The organism is Pseudomonas sp. MPDS, from assembly GCF_013283895.1.
Taxonomy (GTDB): Bacteria; Pseudomonadota; Gammaproteobacteria; order Pseudomonadales; family Pseudomonadaceae; genus Aquipseudomonas; species Aquipseudomonas rhizophila.
The window spans coordinates 5,595,959-5,619,737 of the sequence record NZ_CP054128.1 but is presented as its reverse complement, the minus strand read 5'-3'; the positions used below and the strand labels follow the sequence as shown (position 1 = coordinate 5,619,737).

The 23,779-nt window shown below is 61.5% G+C and carries 25 protein-coding genes; 15 read left to right on the top strand and 10 right to left on the bottom strand.

Features of this window, described 5'->3' with window-relative positions; translation table 11 throughout:
- The first annotated feature begins 103 nt into the window (after window positions 1-103).
- The 3 genes from HQ912_RS25045 to HQ912_RS25035 are packed head-to-tail and all read left to right on the top strand — an operon-like array spanning window position 104 to window position 2,451.
- Entirely contained in the window at window positions 104-679 is a 576-nt protein-coding gene (locus HQ912_RS25045; RefSeq protein WP_173407416.1) for a YfiR family protein, read from the top strand.
- A complete protein-coding gene (locus HQ912_RS25040) occupies window positions 676-1,944 on the top strand; it encodes a diguanylate cyclase domain-containing protein (protein WP_107322985.1) in 1,269 nt (422 codons plus the stop codon). Before HQ912_RS25045 ends, HQ912_RS25040 begins: the two co-directional genes overlap by 4 nt.
- 3 nt (window positions 1,945-1,947) lie before the next feature.
- A complete protein-coding gene (locus HQ912_RS25035) occupies window positions 1,948-2,451 on the top strand; it encodes an OmpA family protein (RefSeq protein ID WP_107322984.1) in 504 nt (167 codons plus the stop codon).
- Here HQ912_RS25035 and HQ912_RS25030 read toward each other — a convergent pair.
- Window positions 2,448-3,395 (bottom strand): LysR family transcriptional regulator, encoded by a 948-nt coding sequence (locus tag HQ912_RS25030; RefSeq protein ID WP_107322983.1) that lies wholly within the window; start codon window positions 3,393-3,395, stop codon window positions 2,448-2,450. The two genes, HQ912_RS25035 and HQ912_RS25030, sit on opposite strands and share 4 nt — an antisense overlap.
- A 143-nt stretch (window positions 3,396-3,538) precedes the next feature.
- On the opposite strand from HQ912_RS25030, the gene HQ912_RS25025 reads away from it, so the two are divergent.
- Window positions 3,539-5,065 carry a CoA-acylating methylmalonate-semialdehyde dehydrogenase gene (locus tag HQ912_RS25025; protein WP_047229525.1) on the top strand — a complete coding sequence of 509 codons (1,527 nt, stop codon included), beginning with the start codon at window positions 3,539-3,541 and terminating at the stop codon, window positions 5,063-5,065.
- Between the two features lie 10 nt (window positions 5,066-5,075).
- Entirely contained in the window at window positions 5,076-5,963 is an 888-nt protein-coding gene (mmsB, locus tag HQ912_RS25020; protein ID WP_047229526.1) for a 3-hydroxyisobutyrate dehydrogenase, read from the top strand.
- 88 nt (window positions 5,964-6,051) lie between these two features.
- Here mmsB and HQ912_RS25015 read toward each other — a convergent pair whose 3' ends face one another.
- Both HQ912_RS25015 and HQ912_RS25010 read right to left on the bottom strand, forming a co-directional pair.
- Entirely contained in the window at window positions 6,052-6,396 is a 345-nt protein-coding gene (locus HQ912_RS25015; RefSeq protein WP_173407415.1) for a cupin domain-containing protein, read from the bottom strand.
- Between the two features lie 97 nt (window positions 6,397-6,493).
- Entirely contained in the window at window positions 6,494-7,378 is an 885-nt protein-coding gene (locus HQ912_RS25010) for a LysR substrate-binding domain-containing protein (protein ID WP_173407414.1), read from the bottom strand.
- Between the two features lie 217 nt (window positions 7,379-7,595).
- Here HQ912_RS25010 and HQ912_RS25005 point away from each other — a divergent pair, with 217 nt between their 5' ends.
- Window positions 7,596-8,360 (top strand): sulfite exporter TauE/SafE family protein, encoded by a 765-nt coding sequence (locus HQ912_RS25005; RefSeq protein ID WP_076386454.1) that lies wholly within the window; start codon window positions 7,596-7,598, stop codon window positions 8,358-8,360.
- Here HQ912_RS25005 and HQ912_RS25000 read toward each other — a convergent pair.
- Window positions 8,350-8,664, bottom strand: coding sequence for a putative quinol monooxygenase (locus HQ912_RS25000; protein ID WP_047229530.1), 315 nt, complete (start codon window positions 8,662-8,664; stop codon window positions 8,350-8,352). The genes HQ912_RS25005 and HQ912_RS25000 overlap by 11 nt on opposite strands.
- 196 nt (window positions 8,665-8,860) lie before the next feature.
- On the opposite strand from HQ912_RS25000, the gene HQ912_RS24995 reads away from it, so the two are divergent.
- Both HQ912_RS24995 and HQ912_RS24990 read left to right on the top strand, forming a co-directional pair.
- Window positions 8,861-9,451 carry an NAD(P)H-dependent oxidoreductase gene (locus tag HQ912_RS24995; RefSeq protein WP_047229531.1) on the top strand — a complete coding sequence of 197 codons (591 nt, stop codon included), beginning with the start codon at window positions 8,861-8,863 and terminating at the stop codon, window positions 9,449-9,451.
- A gap of 109 nt (window positions 9,452-9,560) precedes the next feature.
- A complete protein-coding gene (locus tag HQ912_RS24990) occupies window positions 9,561-10,472 on the top strand; it encodes a LysR family transcriptional regulator (RefSeq protein ID WP_076386452.1) in 912 nt (303 codons plus the stop codon).
- A gap of 93 nt (window positions 10,473-10,565) precedes the next feature.
- On the opposite strand, the gene HQ912_RS24985 is transcribed toward HQ912_RS24990, so the two are convergent.
- On the bottom strand, window positions 10,566-11,045 hold the full coding sequence (locus HQ912_RS24985; RefSeq protein ID WP_047229533.1) for an Lrp/AsnC family transcriptional regulator: 480 nt from the start codon (window positions 11,043-11,045) through the stop codon (window positions 10,566-10,568).
- Window positions 11,046-11,460: 415 nt separating this feature from the next.
- Between HQ912_RS24985 and HQ912_RS24980 the strand changes: the two genes are divergently transcribed.
- Window positions 11,461-12,441 carry a DUF6515 family protein gene (locus HQ912_RS24980; protein WP_173407413.1) on the top strand — a complete coding sequence of 327 codons (981 nt, stop codon included), beginning with the start codon at window positions 11,461-11,463 and terminating at the stop codon, window positions 12,439-12,441.
- 135 nt (window positions 12,442-12,576) lie between these two features.
- On the opposite strand, the gene HQ912_RS24975 is transcribed toward HQ912_RS24980, so the two are convergent.
- Both HQ912_RS24975 and HQ912_RS24970 read right to left on the bottom strand, forming a co-directional pair.
- Complete coding sequence (locus HQ912_RS24975) at window positions 12,577-13,470, bottom strand: cation diffusion facilitator family transporter (RefSeq protein ID WP_047229535.1); 894 nt, start codon at window positions 13,468-13,470, stop codon at window positions 12,577-12,579.
- Between the two features lie 28 nt (window positions 13,471-13,498).
- Window positions 13,499-13,918: a hypothetical protein gene (locus HQ912_RS24970; protein WP_047229536.1), complete on the bottom strand. Its 420-nt coding sequence runs from the start codon at window positions 13,916-13,918 to the stop codon at window positions 13,499-13,501.
- Between the two features lie 95 nt (window positions 13,919-14,013).
- Between HQ912_RS24970 and hrpB the strand changes: the two genes are divergently transcribed.
- From hrpB to HQ912_RS24955, 3 genes are all read left to right on the top strand, one after another.
- On the top strand, window positions 14,014-16,530 hold the full coding sequence (gene hrpB / locus HQ912_RS24965) for an ATP-dependent helicase HrpB (protein WP_076386450.1): 2,517 nt from the start codon (window positions 14,014-14,016) through the stop codon (window positions 16,528-16,530).
- A 110-nt stretch (window positions 16,531-16,640) separates the two neighbouring features.
- A complete protein-coding gene (locus HQ912_RS24960; protein WP_047229538.1) occupies window positions 16,641-17,693 on the top strand; it encodes a LacI family DNA-binding transcriptional regulator in 1,053 nt (350 codons plus the stop codon).
- A 162-nt stretch (window positions 17,694-17,855) separates the two neighbouring features.
- Entirely contained in the window at window positions 17,856-19,013 is a 1,158-nt protein-coding gene (locus tag HQ912_RS24955; RefSeq protein ID WP_173407412.1) for an L-talarate/galactarate dehydratase, read from the top strand.
- A 59-nt stretch (window positions 19,014-19,072) separates the two neighbouring features.
- Here the strand turns inward: HQ912_RS24955 and HQ912_RS24950 are convergent, their stop codons facing one another.
- Both HQ912_RS24950 and HQ912_RS24945 read right to left on the bottom strand, forming a co-directional pair.
- On the bottom strand, window positions 19,073-20,152 hold the full coding sequence (locus tag HQ912_RS24950; RefSeq protein WP_047229540.1) for an endonuclease/exonuclease/phosphatase family protein: 1,080 nt from the start codon (window positions 20,150-20,152) through the stop codon (window positions 19,073-19,075).
- A 91-nt stretch (window positions 20,153-20,243) separates the two neighbouring features.
- Window positions 20,244-20,906: a hypothetical protein gene (locus tag HQ912_RS24945; protein WP_173407411.1), complete on the bottom strand. Its 663-nt coding sequence runs from the start codon at window positions 20,904-20,906 to the stop codon at window positions 20,244-20,246.
- Between the two features lie 178 nt (window positions 20,907-21,084).
- On the opposite strand from HQ912_RS24945, the gene HQ912_RS24940 reads away from it, so the two are divergent.
- From HQ912_RS24940 to HQ912_RS24930, 3 genes are all read left to right on the top strand, one after another.
- A complete protein-coding gene (locus HQ912_RS24940) occupies window positions 21,085-21,846 on the top strand; it encodes a DUF2076 domain-containing protein (RefSeq protein ID WP_047229542.1) in 762 nt (253 codons plus the stop codon).
- 125 nt (window positions 21,847-21,971) lie between these two features.
- Window positions 21,972-22,451, top strand: coding sequence for an NYN domain-containing protein (locus HQ912_RS24935; protein ID WP_003185707.1), 480 nt, complete (start codon window positions 21,972-21,974; stop codon window positions 22,449-22,451).
- A 22-nt stretch (window positions 22,452-22,473) separates the two neighbouring features.
- Complete coding sequence (locus HQ912_RS24930) at window positions 22,474-23,085, top strand: PolC-type DNA polymerase III (protein WP_047229543.1); 612 nt, start codon at window positions 22,474-22,476, stop codon at window positions 23,083-23,085.
- 133 nt (window positions 23,086-23,218) lie between these two features.
- Here the strand turns inward: HQ912_RS24930 and HQ912_RS24925 are convergent, their stop codons facing one another.
- Window positions 23,219-23,671, bottom strand: a complete 453-nt coding sequence (locus tag HQ912_RS24925; protein ID WP_047229544.1) for an Lrp/AsnC family transcriptional regulator — start codon at window positions 23,669-23,671, stop codon at window positions 23,219-23,221.
- Between the last annotated feature and the right edge of the window lie 108 nt (window positions 23,672-23,779).

The following is a 23,779-nucleotide window of genomic DNA, read 5'->3' as shown; positions in this document are numbered from 1 at the left end:
GTTCTGCACGCTTGTGTCGTAAGCGCCGTAGGACGCTGCCTCGCTGGCTTTTTGGCACTGTGCTATCTTTCCGGCACTTATTGCATCGACCAAGAGACTTTCCATGAGTGTGGCTGTTCAGGAGACAGTGCGCCGCAAGGGCTGGAGGCAATATTTGCTTGCCGGCCTGCTGTGCTCACTGGCGCCTGTGGTTGTCGCCCAGGATCAGGCCACCACGACCCGGGCTGAACAGCGGGCCGAATCCGTCACCCAGGTTGTGTTGGGAATTCTCAGCTACGCCCGCTGGCCCGTGGAACCAGCGCAATTGCAGCTGTGCATTGTCGGGCCGACTCAATACACAGACGATTTGGTCAAGGGTACGACTCAGGCCACTGGCCGGCCTGTGACTGTGCAGCGGGTGCTGGCCGACCACCCCAGTATTGCCACTGATTGCAACGCGATCTACATCGGCAGATTGACCCATGACGAGCGCACCCGGCTGTTCGCGTCCTTGATCGGTAAACCTGTGTTGAGCATCAGTGAAGGCGGCGATCAGTGCACCGTCGGCAGCCTGTTCTGTCTGCGGGTCGCTGACGAACAGGTCTCGTTCGAGGTCAACCTGGATTCGGTGGCGCGCAGTGGCGTGCGCATTCACCCCAGCGTTTTGCAGCTTTCACGTCGCAGGCCAGCAGCCCCATGAATCTGCCCACGGCACGGATCCGTCCCACACTGGGCTCGGTCATTGGTCGCGGTCACCTGATTGTCGCGTTGGTGGCGATCACCATGGCCAGTGTCTCCCTGACGTTGCTCGGTGTACTTGCGCTGCGAGTCTATGCCGATCACAACCTGCACCTGATCGCCCGCTCGATCAGCTATACCGTTGAAGCGGCCGTGGTGTTCGATGACTCAGTGGCGGCGACCGAGGCGCTGGCTGTGATTGCCTCCACCGAAGAGGTCGCCGATGCCGAGGTGTTCAACGAGCATGGGCGTCTGCTGGCTCGCTGGCAGCGACCGGAAACCGGCTTGTTGTCGGAATTGGAAAGGCACATCGCCAAAACCTTCCTGGAAAAGCCCATCAGCCTGCCAATTATCCATCAGGGACAGAATATAGGCGCAGTTCTACTGTCGGGGCATGGCGGCAGTCTTTTGCGGTTTTTGCTCAGCGGCCTGGCGGGAATTGTCTTGTGCACGGCGGTGAGCGCCTGGGTGGCGTTGTATCTGGCGCGGCGTCAGTTACGCGCAATCACCGGGCCGCTGCGCAGCCTCGCCGAGGTGGCCCATGCCGCGCGCAGCGAACGCGCCCTCGACCGACGCGTACCGCCGGCCGCTATCGCCGAACTGGATAACCTGGGCAATGACTTCAACGCGCTGCTTGATGAGCTGGAGTCCTGGCAAACCCACCTGCAAAGCGAGAACGAAACCCTGGCTCACCAGGCCAGTCATGACAGCCTGACCGGATTGCCGAATCGGGCATTTTTCGAAGGCCGGCTGATCCGTGCACTGCGCAATGCCAACAAACTCGACGAGCAGGTCGCCGTGCTCTATCTGGACAGTGACCGGTTCAAGGGTATCAACGATAACTTCGGCCATGCTGCCGGTGATGCGGTGCTGACGGCGGTGGCGACACGGGTCCGGGCGCAGTTGCGTGAAGGTGACTTGGTGGCGCGCCTGGGCGGGGACGAATTTGCCGTGCTGCTTGCACCCTTGCACCGGACCGAGGATGCCGAACGGATTGCCGAGAAAATCATAGCCAGCATGGAAATGCCCATTCAATTGCCCGGCAATGCCTCGGTGCTGACCTCTCTGAGTGTCGGCATCGCCGTTTATCCTGATCATGGCGCTACACCAGGCGCCTTGCTCAACGCCGCCGATGCGGCGATGTATCAGGCCAAACGCCTCGCCAGAGGCGGTCAACACACGGCTGGGTCGGAGCACCCGGTTGCTGATCTTCAAGCCAGGAGCTGACTCGTGCGCCTATATCCTCAACTCTCCCTGCAGCGCTTCGCCGCGCTTTTGTTCATCACCGTTCTGGCCCTGTCCGGCTGCCAGACGACACCCCAAAAAGGTCTTACCCCGGCGCAAGTCGCCGTGCTCAAACAACAAGGGTTCGAATTGACCGATGAGGGATGGGCTTTCGGCCTGTCCGGCAAAGTACTGTTTGGCAGCGATGTGGAAACCCTCAACCCGGCCAGTACCGAGATTGTCGAGCGAATCGGCAAGGCTCTGCTGGGGGCCGGAATCGAGCGGGTGCGGATCGATGGTCATACCGACGCATCAGGCTCGCAAACCTATAACGAACAACTGTCGATACGTCGGGCCTACAGCGTGAGCAAGGTATTGATTGGCGTGGGCATGCGCGAAGAAAACGTTCAAACACGGGGGCTGGGCAGTAGCAGGCCAGTCGCCTCCAACGACACGGTCGAGGGGCGCACCGAAAACCGTCGCGTCGCCATCGTGGTCATCGCCGACTAGTCGGCGAATACCATCTCTCGGCTCTCGCCCATCAACAATGGCTGATTCTGCTCAGTCACTTCGCGGATGTAATCCCACAACAGCGTGATGCGTTTGAGCTTCCTCAAATCCTCCCGGCAGTACATCCAGAACTGCCGGGTGACGGTGATTTCCTCCGGCAGCACCGGCAGCAGGCGCGGATCCTGGGCGGCGAGGAAGCACGGCAGGATCGCCAATGATCGTCCTTGCTGCGCTGCCACGAACTGCGCAATCACGCTGGTGCTGCGCAGGTGAGCATGGGCGCCTGGCAATACATTCGCCAAGTAGAGCAGCTCGGAACTGAACGCCAGATCATCCACGTAGCTGATGAACGAATGCTTGCTCAGGTCCGCCGGTCGGTGGATGGGAGGATGGCTGTCCAGGTATGGCTGGGTGGCGTAGAGCTGCAGTCGGTAGTCGCACAGTTTGCAGCACACATACGGGCCATGTTCGGGGCGTTCGAGGGCGATGACGATGTCGGCTTCGCGCTTGGAAAGGCTGATGAAGTGCGGCAGCGGCAGGATGTCCACGGAAATGGCCGGGTAGGCATCGACGAAATGACTCAGTTGCGGCGTGATGAAGAAGCTGCCGAAGCCCTCGGTACAGCCCATGCGCACGTGGCCGGACAACGCCACCCCAGAGCCTGACACCTGTTCGCAGGCCATGTGCAGGGTGCTTTCGATCGATTCGGCGTAACCCAGCAGACGCTGGCCTTCGGCGGTCAGGACAAAACCGTTGGTCCGGGATTTTTCGAACAGCAGCGTCCCCAATGACGTTTCCAGCGAGCTGATGCGTCGCGACACCGTGGTGTAGTCGACGGCCAGGCGCTTGGCCGCCGTGCTGGCCTTGCGGGTGCGGGCCACTTCGAGGAAAAACTTGAGGTCGTCCCAATTCAGCGACCCCAGGGAGGTGATGTTTTTTTGCATGATGGACCGGTTTTTATGTGCGTTCTTATTAGAAGTTTGCACATCTATACTCCAAAAACCGTCTCATCACCAAGGTGTCTGTCTATGCACCTTGATCTGTGCTGAACCAGCGCTCTCTATAAGAACAAGTCCCGGAGGCCAGCATGAACGTTTCCCTTACGCCCAGCGACACTGCCCTGCAAACCGTAAAATTGTTGATCGACGGCGAGTGGGTTGAATCCCAGTCCAGCGAATGGCACGACATCGTCAACCCGGCCACCCAGCAGGTACTGGCGAAAGTCCCGTTCGCCACGGCGTCGGAAGTCGATGCCGCCATTGCCGCCGCCCAGCGTGCTTTCCAGACCTGGAAGCTGACCCCCATCGGTGCGCGGATGCGCATCATGCTCAAGCTCCAGGCGCTGATTCGCGAGCACTCCAAACGCATCGCCGCCGTACTGAGCGCCGAGCAGGGCAAGACTATCGCTGATGCCGAGGGCGATATTTTCCGTGGCCTGGAAGTGGTCGAACACGCCTGTTCCATCGGCACCCTGCAAATGGGCGAGTTTGCCGAGAACGTTGCCGGCGGCGTCGATACCTACACGTTGCGTCAACCGATTGGTGTGTGCGCGGGCATTACCCCGTTCAATTTCCCGGCGATGATTCCGCTGTGGATGTTCCCGATGGCCATCGCCTGCGGTAACACCTTCGTGCTCAAACCGTCGGAGCAGGACCCGCTGTCGACCATGCTGCTGGTGGAGCTGGCCATCGAGGCTGGCGTGCCGGCGGGCGTGCTCAACGTGGTGCATGGCGGCAAGGATGTGGTGGATGCCCTCTGCACCCACAAGGACATCAAGGCGGTTTCCTTTGTCGGCTCAACGGCGGTCGGCACTCACGTGTATGACCTGGCGGGTCGGCATGGCAAGCGCGTGCAATCGATGATGGGCGCCAAGAACCATGCGGTGGTGTTGCCTGATGCCAATCGCGAACAGACCCTCAATGCTTTGGTCGGCGCCGGTTTCGGGGCGGCGGGCCAGCGTTGCATGGCCACTTCGGTGGTGGTCATGGTGGGCGCGGCCAAACAATGGCTGCCCGAGCTCAAGGCTCTGGCGCAGAAGCTCAAGGTCAACGCCGGCAGTGAGCCGGGCACGGATGTCGGCCCGGTCATTTCCAAGCGGGCCAAGGCGCGGATTCTTGAATTGATCGAGAGTGGCGTACAGGAAGGGGCCAAGCTGGAACTTGATGGCCGTGACATCAGCGTGCCGGGTTTCGAGCAAGGCAACTTCGTCGGCCCGACCCTGTTTTCCGGCGTGACTACCAGGATGCGTATTTACACCGAAGAAATCTTCGGCCCGGTGTTGGTGGTGCTGGAAGTCGACACCCTTGATCAGGCAATCGCCCTGGTCAATGCCAACCCGTTTGGCAACGGCACCGGCCTGTTCACGCAAAGCGGGGCGGCGGCGCGTAAATTCCAGAGCGAAATCGACGTCGGTCAGGTGGGGATCAACATCCCGATTCCGGTACCTGTGCCGTTTTTCAGCTTCACCGGCTCCCGTGGTTCGAAGCTTGGCGACCTGGGTCCATACGGCAAACAAGTGGTGCAGTTCTACACTCAGACCAAGACCGTTACCGCACGCTGGTTCGATGATGACAGCGTCAATGACGGTGTGAACACCACCATCAATCTGCGTTAAGGAGCCGGACATGAAGATCGCATTTATCGGTCTGGGCAACATGGGCGCCCCCATGGCGCGCAATCTGCTCAAGGCCGGCCACTCGCTGAACCTGTTCGACCTGAACCAGACGGTGCTGGCTGAACTGGCCACATTGGGCGGCACCATCAGCGCCTCACCTCGCGATGCGGCCCAGGGCGTGGCCCTGGTGATCACCATGTTGCCGGCTGCTGCTCATGTACGCAGTGTCTGGCTGGGTGACGACGGTGTACTGGCCGGCATCGCCGCCGGTACGCCCGCGGTGGATTGCAGCACCATCGACCCGCAGACCGCTCGCGATGTTGCCGCCGCAGCCGCCAAACAAGGCGTAGCAATGGCCGACGCGCCAGTCTCCGGCGGCACCGGTGGCGCAGCGGCCGGCACGTTGACCTTCATGGTGGGTGCCACCGCTGAATTGTTCGCCACCCTGCAACCGGTGCTGGCGCAGATGGGCCGTAATATCGTGCATTGCGGCGACGTCGGCACCGGGCAGATCGCCAAGATCTGCAACAACCTGCTGTTGGGGATTTCCATGGTAGGCGTCAGCGAAGCCATGGCCCTGGGCGATGCCCTGGGGATCGATACGCAGGTACTGGCCGGGATCATCAACAGCTCAACAGGCCGTTGCTGGAGTTCAGACACCTACAACCCGTGGCCTGGCGTGATCGAAACAGCACCGGCGTCCCGTGGCTACACCGGGGGCTTTGGTGCCGAGCTGATGCTCAAGGACCTGGGCCTGGCTACCGAAGCGGCGCGGCAGGTTCATCAGCCGGTGGTGCTAGGCGCGGTTGCGCAGCAGTTGTACCAGGCGATGAGTCAGCGGGGCGAGGGCGGCAAGGATTTTTCGGCGATTGTTAACAGCTATCGCAAGCCGCAATAAGAGCTGGGGCACCGACGCCACAGAGCCTGTGCAATTTGGAAAGCTGTTTTCCGAGAGACCATGTCGGGTGGTCTCTCGGTTTTTTGTTTCAGGCGAAGACGAAGTATTTACGCACGGTCTCGACCACTTCCCACGTGCCTTTCATGCCAGGCTCGATGACGAAGATGTCACCGGCCCGCAGATGGATCGGCTCCATGCCATCGGGGGTGATGATGCAGTAGCCTTCCTGGAAATGGCAGTACTCCCACTTCACATAGTCGACGCGCCACTTGCCCGGTGTACAGATCCAGGTGCCCATGATCTTGCTGCCGTCTTCGCTGGTGTAGACGTTGAGGTTGACGGTGTGCGGATCGCCTTCGAGTTTTTCCCATTTGCAGGCATCGAGTACGGGCAGCGGATGGGTATCGCGCAGGACGGTGATGGGGGCGGTCATGTGAACTCCGAAAGGGACAGAAGAGAGCAGGCACCCTAACGCGCGACATGATCGGGCAGATGCCTGTGCTCGACACCGGCCTATCCAGAAGCGCGCATCAGCGAGCGGTCAGGTGCGTGGCAAGGGCTTTGGCGTAGGCGGGCAAGTTGTCGAAGCGGCGGGCGCACAGCCGCAGTGAGCGTTGAGCCCAGGCCTCTTGCAGCGAGACCCATTGCCAGGAAGGTTCGGGCGGGCGCCGCGCGATCGCGGCCTTTGGCACGATGGCAATGCCCGCACCATGAGCGACCATGCGAATCACGCCATCAAAACCGTCGGCGCGAATGCGAATGTGCATGCGTCGTCCGCTGTGCAGCGCCTGTTCTTCGAGGTAGATCGCCAGCGCACTGGACGCGTTCAGGCCTACATAATCATGGCCGAGGGTCTCATTGAAGTTCAGCGGACGACCGTCAGCCAGGGGATGTTCCGAGGGCAGGATCAATACCAGCGGATCATCGCGGAAGGGCCGGGTTTCAAGGCCGGCGATGTCCACCGCGTCGGAGATGATACCCAGGTCCGCCGCACCCTGACGCAGCGCATGGGTGATCCGTGAACTGGGCAATTCCTGCAGATCGATGTCGAGGTTGGAATGGGCCTTGAGAAACTCGGCCAGCAATTCCGGCAGGTATTCGGTCATGGCGCTGGTGTTGCACAACAACCGCACCCGGCCTTTGACGCCGCGGGCGTATTCGCCGAGGTCCTGTTGCAGGTGTTCGGCATGTTGCAGCAACACCCGGGCATGTTGCGCCAGTGCCTGGCCGGCCGATGTGGGTGTTACACCGCGCCGCCCGCGTTCGAGCAATTCAATCCCCAGGGAGGCCTCCATGGCCCGGACCCGGGCACTGGCCGCTGCCAGGGAGAGATGGCTGCGGGCAGCGCCGGCAGTGATGTTGCCGGTGTCGAGGATGTGCAGGTAGAGGCGCAGGTCGGTGAGGTCGAAGTGCATGGGGGATGTGATCCTGTGCCGGGTTCTGGGGTGTCTGGAACATTGTCATCGCGAGCAGGCTCGCTCCCACGAGAACAATGCAGGATCCAAGGTGGGAGCGAGCCTGCTCGCGATGGCGTCTACAGCCTCAGCAAATTCTTCAGCCTCTTGCTCGGCCAGAGGCTATCTCAGTATATGGCAGATTTAAAACCCGACCGCCAGGGCCCACGATAGCCCCATGAACACACTCATGGCTTTCTATCAAAATCTCGGCCCTGCCCTTTCTTTGCTGGTCATAGGCACTTTCCTGCTGGCCGGCACCATCAAGGGTGTGATCGGCCTCGGCCTGCCGACCATTTCCATGGGCCTGCTCGGCCTGGCTATGGCTCCGACACAGGCTGCGGCGTTGCTCGTCATCCCGGCCACGCTGACCAATATCTGGCAACTGACCTTTGGTGGTCATCTGCAAACCCTGATCAGGCGCTTGTGGCCACTGTTGCTGGCGATTTGCATCGGCACCGCTCTGGGCACGTTGTGGTTCGATACGGTGGGGGGACCTTGGGCGGTGCGAGCATTGGGTGGCGCGTTATTGCTGTACGCGCTGAGCGGGTTGTTGCTGCCGACATTGCGGGTCGCTTCCAGTGTTGAGCCGTGGCTCGCACCGTTCTGCGGTCTGCTCACTGGCCTCATCACTTGTGCGACAGGTGTGTTCGTCATCCCGGCGGTGCCGTACCTGCAAGCGTTGGGCTTGAGCAAGGACGAACTGGTGCAGGCGTTGGGGTTGTCATTCACGGTTTCGACACTGGCCCTGGCGGCCGGCCTGCTGTGGCGCGGCGCCTTGGGCGGTGGCGAATTAAGTGCTTCGGTGCTGGCCCTGGCGCCAGCGCTGTTGGGGATGTGGCTGGGGCAATGGCTGCGTCAGCGCATCAGCGCCGTGCTGTTCAGGCGGGTGTTTTTCATTGGCCTCGCTGTGCTCGGCGGCCATTTGCTGATCAGCGGCTAGCCGAGGACGGGCTGAGCATGTCGACGCGGCGGATCTCGAAATCGCGCTCCAGGTATTCCATGCGCTGCTCAAAAAACTGCTTCATGTGCGGCAGGTTCGAATGCACGTCCAGATGAGCCTGGGATTGCCAGATCTCATAGAAGATAAACAGGGTCGGGTCTTGCCGGTCTCGCAGCATGTGATATTCGATGCAACCGGGTTCGGCACGGCTCGGTTCCACGTAGGCACGAAACAGCGTTTCGAAGGCTTCGGCTTTTTCCGGACGGGTCTTGGCGTGCAGGATGAAACCGTGCAATTCGCTCATCGGAGAGGCTCCTGAATAAAAGTATGCGAATGCTACGGCAAGAATTGGCTACCTATTCGTGCGTATAGGTCAAATCAGTTTTGCCGTTGCAGTGCTTACTCCGCCGCAAGCTCATCGGTACTCTGCCGCCATCATTTTCAATCTTTCCATTGGGTGACCGTTCAACCGTGTCCCCTGGAATCCGATGAGGCTCTCCATGAAAAAAGTCCTGCTGCTCAACGGTGGTAAACAATTCGCTCACTCCGACGGTCGCTATAACGCCACCCTCCATGATGCGGCGGTCAGCGTGTTGGACCGTGGCGGGTTCGATGTGAAAACCACGTTCATCGACGGTGGTTACGACATCAAGGAAGAAGTTGCCAAATTCCTCTGGGCCGACGTGATCATTTACCAGATGCCAGGCTGGTGGATGGGCGCGCCGTGGACCGTCAAGAAATACGTCGATGAGGTCTTCACCGAAGGCCATGGCAGCCTCTATGCCAGCGACGGCCGCACCCGCTCCGATGCTTCGCAGAAATACGGCAGCGGTGGTTTGTTGCAGGGCAAGCAATACATGTTGTCGCTGACCTGGAACGCCCCGCAGCAAGCCTTCGATGACCCGACCGACTTCTTTGAAGCCAAGGGTGTGGACGCTGTGTACTTTCCGTTCCACAAGGCCAACCAGTTCCTGGGCATGAGCGGATTGCCAACCTTCCTGTCTGTGGACGTGATGAAACGCCCGAATATCGAGGCCGATGTGGCGCGTTATGAGCAGCACTTGATTGAGGTGTTCGGCCTGAAGGCGTGACCTTTCTTTTGTCCCGTATCCCGATACTATCCTGGGGCTCGGGTCCGCTTTGCGGCCCGGCGGGGATAGATTCCCTCGCCACAAGAGAGCGCAGTCGACAGGGGGATACGTGAAAGCCAGATCCGACGAATTGCAGATTTTCGTCTGCGTGATCGAGTGCGGGTCGATATCCGCCGCCGCCGAGCAGGTCGGGCAGACGCCGTCTGCGGTCAGTCGTACCTTGTCGCGCCTGGAAGCCAAGCTCGATACCACGCTGATCAACCGCACCACGCGGCGCATGGACCTGACCGAAGAGGGCAAGTATTTCTTCGAGCAGGCCAAGGGCATTCTCGACCAGATGGATGAGCTGGAGGAGCGCCTGTCGTCTCGCCAGAAAAACCCGGCGGGGCGGTTGCGGATCAATGCGGCTTCGCCTTTCATGTTGCACGCTATCGTGCCGCATATCGAAGAGTTCCGCGGGCTCTACCCGGATATCCAGCTCGAACTCAACAGCAACGACCTGATCATCGATTTGCTCGAGCAAAGTACCGACATAGCGATCCGCATCGGCACCCTCAGCGACTCGACGCTACATGCCCGATCCCTGGGGTGCAGTCCGCTGCATATCCTGGCCAGCCCGGCCTATCTGAAGCAGCACGGTACACCTGCCACTGTCGCCGAACTGGCCCGGCATGCACTGTTGGGGTTTGCCCAGAATGAGGGCCTCAATCAGTGGCCGCTGCGTCACGAGCACGGTGATCGTTGGCCGATCCAGCCTGCCATCAGCGCGTCCAGTGGCGAAACCGTGCGTCACTTGGCGCTGCAAGGGCAGGGCATAGCGTGCCTGTCGGACTTCATGACCCGTGAAGACATCCGTGCCGGCCAGCTCAAGGTGCTGCTGGCCGATGCCAACAGCGGATATCGCCAACCGATCAACGCGGTGTATTACCGCAACTCCCAACTGGCCCTGAGGATCCAGTGCTTTCTGGACTTCATCCAGGGCAAGCTCGCCGAATACGCCTCGCGGGAATTCAAAGGCTGATTCGTGGCTTCAAGGCGAGTGTGGTTTGGGTTCGGGGGCTGGCCGATGCGCGCGTACGTCGGTGAGCGGCTGTGAAGCGGCGCTCGTTTGTCGTCAGCCGCGCAGATGAGTCAGCGGCAGTTCGGTGCTGTTGAGCACCTGGTTCAACACGAAGCTGGACCGCACACTGGTGACCCCGTCAATCCGGGTCAGGTGCCCCAGCAGCAGTTTCTGATAATGGTCCATGTCCGGCACCACGACCTTGAGCTGGTAATCCGCATCCATGCCGGTCACCAGGCTGCATTCCAACACCTGGGGCAAATTGCGGATGGCGGCTTCGAAGTTCTCGAAACGTTCAGGGGTGTGGCGGTCCATGCCGATGAGCACGTAGGCCGTCAGGCTCAGGCCGAGCATTTTGCGGTCGAGCAGGGCGACCTGACGGGTAATGTAGCCGTCGTCTTCCAATTGCTTGACCCGCCGCGAGCAGGGGGACGGCGACAGGCCGATGCGTTCGGCCAGCTCCTGATTGGAGATGCGCGCGTCGCGCTGCAATTCCGCCAGAATGCTCAGGTCGTAACGGTCGAGTTTGCTCATTGGTCGGGCCTTTGTCTGGATAATTGCTGGATATTATCTATCGCAGGTAAAAAATTGCGCAAGTGATGTTTATTTACGCAATCTTCGCAATCATTCGTCGGTGCTCCGAGCCTATTCTTATCACCAAGATCACTGCTCGGACAAACAGTCCAGTGCGGCCCGCCTAATCCGGCCGGCCGCGGTCGCAGCACCCACCGGTGTCTGGCAGACCCCCGAGCTGCACACTGTCCAGAAGACGGCGTGAGGTGAGCCGACGTCAAAAGCGTCGCGCACGGACGAAGTTCTCAAGGGGAGGCCGACGGGCCTCCCTTTTTTATGCCTGCGAAATAATGGCGGCGACTGATAATCTGTCGCAGAACCGGCCTAGGCTTTTCCAGTCTCATTCATCAGGCCCTGAACCGTTGTGAGGAATTTCATGAAGTCGCGCATCTGGCGTTTGGCAGGTGTTGGTCTGTTGTGGGCAAGTGTCAGTGCGCAGGGAGTGGCCGACGATCAGCAAAATCGTGGCGGCCCGGACGGGCGAGGTGGCAATGGCCAGGGTTATTCAGGCCAACCCCGGCCACAGAGCAACGAGATCATTCGCGGCGACAACAGCCGCCAGTTTGAGGTCCAGCCTCACGCTCAAGGCGGCCAGCCCTACAACCGCCCGCCGCAAGACCCCAATGGTCGTCCGCCGCAGCCACCGGGTAACAGCCTGCCGATCCAGGGCCGCCCCGACAGCGTGACCCAGACTCAGGAGCCGAGGCCGGGTTACTACCGCGATATTCCGCGCCGCAGTGATGGTTATCCGAGCGGTGGGCCACGCCCCAGCCATGACCCTCGCCCTGATCAGCACTGGTCCGGTCGGCCGGACGGTCATGGCAACGGCTGGGGGCCGGGGCCGCAATATCGTCCTGGGTATGTAATCGATCGTTTTCCGGATCGTCACTACCGCGTGCCTTACCGTGGCCATGACTATTTTTATTCGGGCGGTTACTGGTATCGCCCCCAAGGGCCGCGCTATATCGTGATTGAGCCGCCGCGCGGAATCCGTACCCGTTATCTGCCCGATTATGCCCGGGAAGTCTGGATCGGCGGTTCGCTGTTTTTCCTCGCCGCCGGTGCCTATTACATCTACGAAGCCAACACCCGGGACTACGTCGTCGTTGACGCGCCGGTGAGCAACCCGCAGCCCCAGCCCCAAGGCAACAGCTACGATGTGGTGGCTTATCCAGCCAACGGCCAGTCTCCCGAGCAGGTCAATCAGGATGGCTACGAATGCTATCGCTGGGCGGTGCAGCAGAGCGGTTTCGATCCGCGCAACTACACCTACCCGCCCGCGCCGCAAGTGGTACAGATCTATCGTCAGGCCCAAGGGAGTTGCTTGAGCAGTCGTGGGTATCAGGTGACGTACTGATCACTCGAAAGAAAAACACTCCCCTGTGGCGAGGGAGCTTGCTCCCGCTCGGTTGCGCAGCGACCGTAAAATCTTGGGCTTGCTGCGCAGGCCAGCGGGAGCAAGCTCCCTCGCCACGGGGTTCTGTGTTCGGCGTCAGGCGCTGGTGCGCTTCACCACTTCCGACGGATCGGCATGCACCAACACTTCCGCCTTCGGATAGGCGCGGTGTATGGCATCGGCGGCCTGGTCGCTGATGCCGTGGGCTACGGACAGGGTCAGTTCTCCCGGCAGTTCCAGATGCAGTTGCACGAACCAATGGTTACCTGAGATCCGCGTGCGCAGATCGTGGGCACCCAGTACCCCGGGCACCGCGCAGGCCAGTTCCAGCATGCGCTGGCTGACGTCGGGCGGCAGTTCCTCATCCATCAATACCGCGAAGCTTTCCCGGGCGATCTGGATCGCGCTCCACAGGATGTAGACGGCGATGCCCAGGCCGAACCAGGCATCCAGTTGATGCCAGCCCAACCCGGCCAGCACCAGGGCGACCAGGATGCTGCCGTTGAGCAACAGATCCGAGCGATAGTGCAGCGAGTCAGCGCGCACGGCGTTGGAGCCGGTGGCGCGGACGACCCGATGTTGCAGCGCCAACAAGGCCAGGGTCAGCCCCAGGGAGAATACGATCACGCCGACACTGAGCCAGGCCGCTTCCACCGGGACCGGGTTTTTCAGACGCTCAAACGCCTGTAGCGCAATCAACACCGCACTGCCGCCGATGAACAATGCCTGGGCCATGCCGGCCAGGGACTCGGCTTTGCCGTGGCCGTAACGATGGTCCTCGTCGGCGGGGCGCAATGCGTAATGCACCGCCAGCAGGTTGAGCAGCGACGTGACGCCGTCCAGCGCCGAGTCGGTCAGGCCGGCGAGCATGCTCACCGAGCCGCTCAGCCACCAGGCCAGTGCCTTGGCAATGACCAGAATAAGCGCCACGGCCACCGAAGCACGGGTGGCCAGACGCAGCAGACGGGCATGTTCGGTGCTGGTGGTCATGGCGCGGTCGTTCCTTCAATAGCGCCCATCACGCGGCCGGTTTAAGCCCGAGGGCGGCCAGTTGCTGGGCGTTGCCCTTGCTTTGGATCAAACGTGGGTCGTCCAGGGGGAAACTGCGGCCCAGTTCGCTCTCCAAAATCGCTTGCAGCTTTTGGTTGTTGACGCTGCCGTCGGCGTTGATCGCCGGCTTGAGTTTTTCTGGCTCGATCTGGACGCTTCTGCCGGGCTCGAAATAAATCGCCCCGGTGGCGAAGTCCACGGCGAACGCGATCAGGCCGGGGATGATGTAGAACAGCAGGCCGACGGCGTCCAGCGCGGCAATCGCCGGGTCGATCTTGCCGTCGATCTGGCCGCGACGGTCGGGGTAGAAGATCGAGCCGCAGGCGCTGATCTGGGTCAGCAGGGAGGCGACCAGAACGCCGCCGATCACGCGAAAGGGAATACGCATAGCAATCTCCTGAGCAGGTAAAGGCGTTGCTGGTTGGAGTCCAGACCACGCTAAACAGTTCGCCGTTATACTCGGCCCTCTGTTTTGGAGCCAGCATGATTTCTTTGCCGATTGATGAAGTTTTACCTGCCCTGCGTCAAGCCTTGGCGTCGCGTCACGAAGCCGTGCTCGAAGCGCCGCCCGGCGCTGGTAAAACCACCCGCGTCCCCTTGGCCCTGTTGAATGAGTCCTGGCTGGCCGGGCAGACGATTCTGATGCTTGAGCCCCGGCGCCTGGCGGCACGGGCGGCGGCCGAGCGACTGGCCAGCGAGCTGGGGGAAAAGGTCGGTGAAACCGTCGGCTACCGAATTCGTCTCGACAGCAAGGTGGGCCCCAAGACCCGCATTGAAGTGGTCACCGAAGGCATCCTCACCCGCCGCTTGCAGGACGACCCGGCGCTGGAGGGTGTGGGGCTGCTGATTTTTGATGAATTCCACGAACGCAGTCTCGACGCCGACCTGGCCCTGGCCTTGAGTCTCAATGGCCGCGAGCTGTTTCGCGACGACCAGCCGCTGAAAATCCTGCTGATGTCCGCGACTCTGGAAGGCGAGCGCCTGGCCGGGTTGTTGGACGACGCGCCGATCCTGCGCAGTGAGGGGCGCATGTTCCCGGTGACGGTGCGCTGGGGCCGGCCGTTCCAGCCCGGCGAGTTCATCGAGCCGCGCCTGGTGCAGACCGTGCTCGAAGCCCTGCACGATGAAACCGGCAGCGTGCTGGTGTTCTTGCCTGGGCAAGCGGAGATCCGCCGGGTTCATCAGCAACTGGCCGATGCCTTGGGTGAAGGCGGCAATGTGCTGCTCTGTCCGTTGCATGGCGAGCTGGACCTCGCCGCCCAACGCGCGGCCATCGACCCGGCGCCGCCCGGCCAGCGCAAAGTGGTGCTGGCCACCAACATCGCCGAAACCAGCCTGACCATCAATGGCGTGCGGGTGGTGATCGATGCCGGATTGGCGCGGGTGCCGCGTTTCGATCCGGGCAGCGGTATGACTCGCCTCGACACCCAGCGGATTTCCCGGGCTAGCGCCACTCAGCGGGCCGGGCGGGCCGGGCGTCTGGAGCCGGGGGTGTGCTATCGGTTGTGGTCCGAAGACCAGCACGAACAACTGGCCGCTTATGGCAGCGCAGAGATTCTTTCGGCGGACCTGGCCGGGCTGGCTCTGCAATTGGGGCGTTGGGGCGTGACGCCGCAGCAATTGGTCTGGCTCGACATCCCGCCCACCGCCGCTTATGCCCAGGCGCAGGAGCTGCTGCAACGCCTGGGCGCGCTGGACGGCGAGCAACTGACCCGTCATGGCCAAGCCATGGCCGAACTGCCGGCTCACCCGCGCATCGCGCATTTGCTGCTGCGGGGGCAGTCGCTGGGGCTGGCGGACATGGCGTGCAACGTCGCGGCGCTGTTGGGTGAGCGAGACATTCTGCGCGGCGCCGGGGCGGACCTGCACACGCGCCTGGCGTTGCTGTCCGGTGAAGAGCGGGCGGCCCGTGGCGCCCAGGGCGGGGTACAGCGGGCGCGGCAACTGGCCCGGCAATATCGCGGTTACCTGCGGGGCAAGGCCGAAGACGCCGTCGCCGACCCCGAACATCCGCGCTGGCTGGGCGCTTTACTGGCGTTGGCCTACCCGGATCGCGTCGCTCAACAGCGGCGGCCCGGCGGGGCGGAGTATCGCCTGGCCAACGGCCGTGCAGCGTTGTTTGCCGAAGCGGACAGCCTGATGAAACAGCCGTGGCTGGTGATCGCCGACCTGGGCAGCCGTCAGGGGCAGCGGGAAGAACGGATCTACCTGGCGACGGACTTCGATCCGGCGCTGTTTGATTCGGTGCTGGCCGAACAGGTGCGCACGGTGGATCAACTGGATTGGGACGAGCGTGAGGGCGTGCTGCGGGCCGAGCGCCAGCGCAAGGTCGGCGAACTGGTGCTCAGCCGTGAGCCACTGACCGGGCTGGATGAGTCGGCGCGCAGCCAGGCGCTGGTGAACCTGGTACGGCGCAAGGGACTGGAGTTGCTGCCCTGGACGCCGGAGCTGCGGCAATGGCAGGCGCGGGTGGCACTGTTGCGCCGGCTCGATCTGGAGGCCAAGAGCGAGAGTGATTGGCCAGATGTCAGCGACGGGGCGCTACTGAACACGCTTGAGCAATGGTTGATGCCGTACCTGGGACGCGTGTCACGCCTCAGCCATTTCGCCAACCTGGACCTGTCGAGTATCGTCCACAACCTGCTGCCCTGGCCCTTGCCGCAGCGGCTGGATGAATGGGCACCCCATCATCTGAGCGTGCCCTCGGGCTCGTCGATTCGCCTGGACTACAGCGAACACCCGCCAATTCTCGCGGTACGCTTGCAGGAACTGTTCGGCCTGGCCGACACCCCTCGCATTGCCGGCGGCCGACAGGTCGTCAAACTGCACCTGTTGTCACCGGCGCGGCGACCGGTGCAGGTGACCCAGGATCTGGCGAATTTCTGGCGCAGCACCTATGCCGAAGTAAAGAAAGACCTCAAGGGACGTTATCCCAAGCATTACTGGCCGGACGATCCGCTGGTGGCCGAAGCCACGGCCCGGATCAAACCCCGCAAGTGATAAACCGCCGGTTTGGCCCGCCAGCACGGGGGCGCAAATGGTAGATTCACTGACCCATCAACTGCTTTATACGCAGTCCCGGTTACTTGGCTTCAGATTCGGAACAGTTCATGGCAAAGAAACCAGCAGCGCCCACCTCCCAGGCACCGATGACCTTGGCCACCAGGGGTTCGAGCCTGACGTTGATCGATGTGGCAAAGATTGCAGGCGTCTCGCCAATGACCGTTTCCAGGGCTTTGCATCGCCCGGAACTGGTGAGCGAGAACACGCGGGAGAAGGTCCGCGAAGCGGTGCGCCAATCGGGCTATGTGCCGAACATGCTGGCGGGTAGTCTGGCGAGCAACAAAAGTCGCCTGGTGGCGATTTTCCTTCCAACCATCGCTAACTCCATTTTTGCAGACACCGTGCAATCGCTGATGGACCGCCTGACCCAAGCGGGCTATCAAACCCTGCTCGGTCTGACCGGCTACAGCGCGGAGCAGGAAGAGAAACTGCTTGAAGCCGTACTCGGTCGTCGTCCGGACGGCATCGTATTGACCGGTACGCTTCATACCGAATCAAGCCGCTTGCGCCTCGCCCAGGCGGGAATTCCCGTGGTCGAGGCCTGGGATCTGAGTGAAGACCCTTTGGACATGCTGGTTGGCTTCTCCCATGAAAAAGTCGGGCAAGAGACCGCGCGACATTTGCTTGAAAAGGGTTACCAGCGCTTTTCCGTGGTGACCATCAGCGACCCGCGTGGCCTGCGTCGCTGCAACAGTCTTATCGCCGAGCTGCAGCGCCAGGGCATTGAAGAGGTGCCCATGGAAGTCCTGGCGCCCCCCGCCACGCTGGAGGTGGGGCGCGAGGGGCTGCGGCGGCTGCTGGATCTGCCGGTGCGCCCCGACATCGTGGTGTGCAGCTCCGATACCGTGGCTCAAGGTGTGTTGGCGCAAGCCGCCAGCCTTGGCTTGAAGGTGCCCGCTGAGCTGGCCGTCATGGGCTTCGGGGATCTCAGCAGCGCGGCGCAGGTTTACCCGGCGCTGTCGACCGTCAGCGTCGACGGCGGCAGGATTGGCCTGCAAGTGGCTGAAGCACTGCTTGAACGATTCGACAATCCCGGCGCCCATCTCAAACCCGTGCGAATTGACACCGGCTTCACGTTCATCGACCGCGCCAGTACCTGAGCCTGGCAGTGGATTTTCCGGGGATTTACGGGATTGAATGATTGCGCAATCAGTGTAGTATCGAGACAAGAGACCTTCTGAAGCATCGACGAAGGTCTTTTTTATGTCTCTTGATGATTGCGCAATCATCGTCGCCTTCAGAGCCTGTCCAAGGAGAGCCCCATGCTCGTACAACAATCGCTCAAGTCCTCCGATGACGACCGAATCGCCTGGGTTCGTGTCGCTTCGGTCATCCTGCCGCTGGCCAATCCCATCAGTGATGCCAAGGTCCTTACCGGACGGCAAAAGCCGATGACTGAAATCGCCATCCTGTTTGCCGAAATCGAGACCGTCGATGGGCATCAGGGCCTGGGTTTCAGTTACTCCAAGCGTGCCGGCGGGCCGGGACAATTCGCTCATGCCAAGGAAATCGCCCCGGCGCTGATCGGGGAAAACCCCAGTGACATTGCCAAACTCTGGACCAAGCTGTGTTGGGCTGGCGCGTCGGTGGGCCGCAGCGGTATGTCGACCCAGGCCATCGGGGCGTTCGACGTGGCGTTGTGGGATCTGAAGGCCAAGCGCGCCAACCTGTCGCTGGCGCGCTTGCTCGGTGCTCAACGTGACTCGGTGCGTTGCTACAACACTTCCGGTGGCTTCCTTCACACCCCGCTTGATCAGTTGATGAAGAACACCGACCTCTCGCGAGAAAAGGGAATTGGCGGCATCAAGTTGAAGGTCGGGCAACCGGATTGCGCCATCGACATTGAACGGGTCAGTGCGGTGCGCAAGCACTTGGGTGACAACTTCCCGTTGATGGTGGATGCCAACCAGCAATGGGATCGCCCGACGGCCCAGCGCATGTGTCGGCAGTTTGAAGCGTACAACCTGATCTGGATTGAAGAGCCGCTGGACTGCTATGACGCTGAAGGCCATGCCGCGTTGGCGCAGCAGTTCGATACACCGATTGCCACGGGTGAAATGCTCACCAGCGTTGCTGAACACGCCGAGTTCATCAAACAGCGCGGCGCTGATTTCCTGATGCCCGACGCGCCACGAGTAGGCGGCATCACCCCTTACCTGAAGGTCGCATCAATGGCCGAGCAGGCGGGCCTGATGCTGGCTCCCCATTTCGCCATGGAACTGCACGTTCACCTGGCAGCCGCTTATCCGACCGAGCCCTGGGTCGAGCATTTCGAATGGCTTGAGCCGCTGTTCAACGAGCGCCTGGAAACCCGCGACGGTCGGATGCTGGTGCCCACTCGCCCCGGTTTGGGACTGACGCTGAGCGAACAAGTCAAACCCTGGACGGTTCAGGAAGCCGAGACAGGTACTCGACCCTGATCAAGCGTGGGTTACGCGGACCAGCGCCACACTCGTCTGACGGCGAATGTGGCTTGGCATCACGGCGTGGCCGGCAACAGGAATCGGGCAATCACCGGCAAATGATCGGAGATACGCAAGGTATCGTCTTGCCGCACCCGAGCCTCGACCCGCTTGATCCGAGGGCTGTAGAACAGGTAGTCGACAGTGCGGTCAGGGCCGTTGAGGCCGGGGTCGTTCGGGTAGTGGGTCAGCCAGTGGCTGCGATCGATGCCGCTAGCTTCGTTGTTGGTGGGGATCATCGGGTATTTGTCCCACAGCAGGTGCAGAGGGCTGTCGGCGGAGTAGGGCGTGCGCTGCGCGGCTGGCAGGCGCCGGTATTGGCCCAGGGGTAGCAGATTGAAGTCGCCACCGATCAGCCAGGGTTTGCCTCGCGATTCAAGTTTGTCCAGTACCTTGCTCACGGCCTTGACCTGGTTCGGCAGGGTTTCATCCGGCTGCGTGGCCCGTTCCAGGTGGGTGTTGAGCACGACCAGGTGGCCACCACTGCTCAGCGGCAGGTGACTGACCAACAAAGCGTTTTTCGGCTGGAACTGACGGCTGATGAAATTGGCCCCGGCCACTGGCAACTGCACCCGTTCCGCTTGATCGATGCGGTAACGGCTCAACGTCGCCAACTGCCGGCCGACGCTGCCGAAGATATGCGGGTCGGGGATGAAATCGGCTTTCCAGTCAAAGGCGCTGGTGCTGCACGGATACAGGTCGGTCAATCGTTCCTGCAACAACTTGAGCTGGTTCTGGTAGTCGCTCGCCTTGGCGCCGTCGTCCAGTTCCTGGAGCAACACGACGTCCGGTTGCTCGTCGCGAATGACCCTTGCCACTTCGTCGAGGCTGAAGGCCATGTCTTCGAGGGTCGGGCTTTCATCGTCACCCTGGGCCAGGTCGTGCCAGAACACGTAGCGCTTGCCGGCCAGGAACTGGACGTTCCAGGTCATCACCTTCAAGGCCTGGCCAGGCACGAGCGTTGCGGTGTTGGCGGGGCAACTGACCGGCAGTGCTTCCCGGGATTGTGGGCGCCAGGTCAGGCTATAGATCGACAGGGCGGCCAGGCCGAGAATCAACAACAGGCCCAGCAAGGTGTAGCGCAATAGACGGGTCATGGCTCGACTTAAATGGGCAATACGCAAAAGTGATCCCGAGCATAACCGAGAGCAGTTGCCGAGCCCAAGCCCGTAACCTGCGCAGCAGTCGTCAACGGCTGTCAGGTTTTGCCGCGACCAGCATGAACATCCGGAACAGCACCACGGTGGTGAACAGCTGCAGGAAACTGTGAACGCTGTCGATCAGCAAGGTGATCAACGGGTTCTGGGGCGGCGGGTACACCGACAGGCTGGCGCCCTTGAGCAGCCAGAGCGGGACCATCACGCAAAGAATGCACAACAGGATGCGCCAGAAACTGCCGCGGCTCAGGCGCAGGCTTTCCTTCATTGCTGCCAGCGGAGTCAGGCCGCGCAGCACCAGCAGGTATTCGCCAAAGGCCAGGACCACCATCAGCCAAAGGCCCGGCAGGAAGTACAACGAAATGCCCACCAGAATCAGCAACGTATTGAGTGCGGTCAGCAGGGCAAAGCGTGGCCACAGGGTCAGGGCCGTCGCGAGAAGGTCACGGGGACGGGGCGATTCACCGCGACTGCGAGCGTCGAGAAACAGAATCAGCGCGGCGGTGTAGAGCGGGTATATCAGCAGCCCGACGATCAGGCTGTAGCCGGAAAAACCTTCGGGGCCCACGGCGCTGTCCACGCCTTGTTGCAGCACGGCCTCGAGGATCACCAGCGGCAGGCACAGCTGGGCGATCCGGCCAAGATGGCGTTTGAAGAAATACAAAGAGTCGCGCAGCACGTCAAACGGATTCATGAGTCGGTATCGCAGGTCAAAAAGCGGTCCGACACTTTAACCGATCAGGCGCCTGCACAAGCAAACGTAAACATCAGGTAAAGACCATTGAAACCTCTGTGCCCAGCCCCATTACTGGCTGGCACCGGTCCTGTAGGGCCGGCATGGTTTTTCTACCCGGCAATCTGATGAGGTCGCCATGAACAGCGAAGAACAAACCCTGATCGATGGACTGTTTTCACGGCTGCAACAGGCCGAAAAGGATGCAGCCCCGCGCGATGTCCAGGCCGAGGCGCGGATCAAGGAACATATGACCCGCCAGCCCGCGGCGGGCTATTTCATGACCCAGGCGATTCTGGTGCAAGAGACGGCGCTCAAAAGCCTCGACGAGCAGAACAGGCAACTGACCCAGCAGGTCGAGCAGTTGCAAGCGGACCTGCAACAGGTCCGGCAACAGCCTCCAGCGCCCAGCGGTGGTGGTTTTCTCTCGAGTATTTTCGGTGGCAGCTCGCGCGACCCACGGCCAACGTCCGCTCCAGGCGCTTCGCCCGCCAGCGGTGGCGGCTGGCGCGAACCGGCGCGGCCTGGCTTCAATGCGCCACCCCAGCAGAACTACGCCGCGCCGCCCGCTAACTACGGCGCCGCGCAACAGCAGGCTCCAGGGGCCGGCAGCTTCATGAGCGGCGCGCTGAAAACCGCGGCTGGTGTGGCCGGGGGCGTGATGCTCGCCCAGGGCATCAGCAGTCTGTTCCACGGTGCCCAGCAGCCTCAGGAAGTCGTCGAGGTCATCGAGCCAGAGCCGGCCCAACCGGTCAACGACACGGCAAGCAGTGACAGCGGCTGGGGCAATGACTCAAACGTCGCTGGTAACGATGCCTATGGCAACGACCAGGGCGGTTTCGCCGACGCCGACTACAGCGACGATTCATCCTTCTTCGGCGATGACGACTCCTTCGTCTGACCTGCCATTCGTCCGGGGCGCCCAGGTGCCTCGGACCGATTATTCGCGGAACATTCCTCTGGGCTGGCATACTGGGCAACTTTTCGGGCCCGCTCTGCCGGCTTGTGCATTCAAGAGGAAACGCGGTGAAAAAAATCGCAGTGTTCGCCGATGTCCAGAACCTCTACTACACCGTGCGCCAGGCTTATGGTTGCCATTTCAACTACGCGGCCTTGTGGGCCGATGTCAGCAAGCAGGGGCAGATCGTCGAGGCCTACGCGTATGCGATCGATCGCGGCGACAGCAAGCAGCAGCAATTCCAGCAGATCCTGCGCAACCTGGGGTTTGTCGTGAAGCTCAAGCCTTACATCCAGCGCAGCGACGGCTCGGCCAAGGGTGACTGGGACGTGGGCATCACCCTGGACATCATGGACGCCGCTGATCACGTTGACGAAGTGGTGTTGGCCTCCGGTGATGGCGATTTCGACATGCTGCTCGAACGCATCATCAGCAAACACGGGGTCCAGGCGGTGGCTTATGGCGTACCGGGGCTGACGGCCAACTCGCTGATTCGCGCCGCCAGCCGCTACGTGCCGATCGAAGGCGCGTTGCTGCTCAAGAATTGATTTTTACGGAGTTCAGACAGGTTTGGAACGCATCGCAGTCATCGACTTTGAAACCACCGGCATCACGCCGAGCAGCAGTTGCCGGGCCACCGAAATCGCCGTGGTGATTCTCGAACAGGGCCGGATTGTGGATCGCTATCAGAGCCTGATGAACGCCGGTGTGCGCGTGCCTGCGTTCATCGAGCAACTGACCGGCATCAGCAACGCCATGCTGCGCAGCGCCCCGCCGGCGGAAAAGGTGATGAACGAGGTCAACGAGTTCGTCGGCATCACGCCGCTGCTGGCCCACAACGCCGCATTCGACCAGAAGTTCTGGGATTTCGAGCTAGGCCGGATCAAACGCACCCGCTTGCAGAATTTTGCCTGTTCACTGCTGCTGGCCCGGCGCCTGATGCCGACGGCGCCGAACCACAAGCTCGGCACGCTCAACACCTTCGCCGGCCTGCCCCACACGGGCCAGGCTCACCGGGCCATGGCCGACGCCGAAATGGCCGCCAACCTCACCGCGCACCTGGCGACGCAACTGCGGCAACAGCACGGGCTGCGGGAGTTGTCCCACGATTTGCTGTGCAGTTTGCAGAAAGTGCCGGCGGCGAAGATCAACGAGCACCTCAAGCGGCATCGCGGGTTCTGAAAACACCCCCCAACAAGCCACTGTGGGAGCGAGCCTGCTCGCGATAGCGTCGGTTCAGTCGGCAACTAAGTTGACTGATACACCGCCATCGCGAGCAGGCTCGCTCCCACCGTTCTGATGTGTGTTGGCGCGATTATTTCCCGTTGCCTTCCAACTGCCCCAACGGCACCCGCTTTTCAATCGCGCTGGACAGCACGATCGAGGTCTTGCTGAAACCGAACTTGGCGATGCGGTTGATCAGCTCTTCCAGTTCCGGCATCGAGCCGACCGCCGCCTGCATGATCACGCACGGGTCGCCCGTCACCCGGTGGCATTCGGTCAGTTGCGGGATCCTGCACAGTTCATCGTAAGTCTTCTGGTTGCCGTGCTGGTTCATGCGCAGTTCGATGACGCACTGCACCGGCAAGCCGATTTTCGCCATGTCGACTTTCGCCTGGTAGCCAGTGATCACGCCGCTGGTTTCCAGCTTGCTGACCCGCTCGGCCACGGCCGGGGCCGACAGGTTCACTTTGCGGGCCAGTTCGGCATAGGACGCACGACCGTTTTCCAACAGGGCGCTGAGCAGCATGCGGTCGTATTTATCCACGGTTCGGGCTTCCAAGGGGCTGACTTTCGAAAGTACGGTTTATAACGCTGATCTCCGTGTTTTTAAAAGTGTACGGTTCGGATAAACAGGTTTTGTAACTTATTTTCC

What these genes read in the sequence shown, in the direction of transcription:
- HQ912_RS25045 (WP_173407416.1), top strand. Translation starts at nt 104, where the DNA reads ATGAGTGTGGCTGTTCAGGAGACAGTGCGCCGCAAGGGCTGGAGGCAA.
- HQ912_RS25040 (WP_107322985.1), top strand. Translation starts at nt 676, where the DNA reads ATGAATCTGCCCACGGCACGGATCCGTCCCACACTGGGCTCGGTCATT.
- HQ912_RS25030 (WP_107322983.1), bottom strand. Translation starts at nt 3,395, where the DNA reads ATGCAAAAAAACATCACCTCCCTGGGGTCGCTGAATTGGGACGACCTC.
- HQ912_RS25025 (WP_047229525.1), top strand. Translation starts at nt 3,539, where the DNA reads ATGAACGTTTCCCTTACGCCCAGCGACACTGCCCTGCAAACCGTAAAA.
- mmsB (WP_047229526.1), top strand. Translation starts at nt 5,076, where the DNA reads ATGAAGATCGCATTTATCGGTCTGGGCAACATGGGCGCCCCCATGGCG.
- HQ912_RS25015 (WP_173407415.1), bottom strand. Translation starts at nt 6,396, where the DNA reads ATGACCGCCCCCATCACCGTCCTGCGCGATACCCATCCGCTGCCCGTA.
- HQ912_RS25010 (WP_173407414.1), bottom strand. Translation starts at nt 7,378, where the DNA reads ATGCACTTCGACCTCACCGACCTGCGCCTCTACCTGCACATCCTCGAC.
- HQ912_RS25005 (WP_076386454.1), top strand. Translation starts at nt 7,596, where the DNA reads ATGAACACACTCATGGCTTTCTATCAAAATCTCGGCCCTGCCCTTTCT.
- HQ912_RS25000 (WP_047229530.1), bottom strand. Translation starts at nt 8,664, where the DNA reads ATGAGCGAATTGCACGGTTTCATCCTGCACGCCAAGACCCGTCCGGAA.
- HQ912_RS24995 (WP_047229531.1), top strand. Translation starts at nt 8,861, where the DNA reads ATGAAAAAAGTCCTGCTGCTCAACGGTGGTAAACAATTCGCTCACTCC.
- HQ912_RS24985 (WP_047229533.1), bottom strand. Translation starts at nt 11,045, where the DNA reads ATGAGCAAACTCGACCGTTACGACCTGAGCATTCTGGCGGAATTGCAG.
- HQ912_RS24980 (WP_173407413.1), top strand. Translation starts at nt 11,461, where the DNA reads ATGAAGTCGCGCATCTGGCGTTTGGCAGGTGTTGGTCTGTTGTGGGCA.
- HQ912_RS24975 (WP_047229535.1), bottom strand. Translation starts at nt 13,470, where the DNA reads ATGACCACCAGCACCGAACATGCCCGTCTGCTGCGTCTGGCCACCCGT.
- HQ912_RS24970 (WP_047229536.1), bottom strand. Translation starts at nt 13,918, where the DNA reads ATGCGTATTCCCTTTCGCGTGATCGGCGGCGTTCTGGTCGCCTCCCTG.
- hrpB (WP_076386450.1), top strand. Translation starts at nt 14,014, where the DNA reads ATGATTTCTTTGCCGATTGATGAAGTTTTACCTGCCCTGCGTCAAGCC.
- HQ912_RS24960 (WP_047229538.1), top strand. Translation starts at nt 16,641, where the DNA reads ATGGCAAAGAAACCAGCAGCGCCCACCTCCCAGGCACCGATGACCTTG.
- HQ912_RS24955 (WP_173407412.1), top strand. Translation starts at nt 17,856, where the DNA reads ATGCTCGTACAACAATCGCTCAAGTCCTCCGATGACGACCGAATCGCC.
- HQ912_RS24950 (WP_047229540.1), bottom strand. Translation starts at nt 20,152, where the DNA reads ATGACCCGTCTATTGCGCTACACCTTGCTGGGCCTGTTGTTGATTCTC.
- HQ912_RS24945 (WP_173407411.1), bottom strand. Translation starts at nt 20,906, where the DNA reads ATGAATCCGTTTGACGTGCTGCGCGACTCTTTGTATTTCTTCAAACGC.
- HQ912_RS24940 (WP_047229542.1), top strand. Translation starts at nt 21,085, where the DNA reads ATGAACAGCGAAGAACAAACCCTGATCGATGGACTGTTTTCACGGCTG.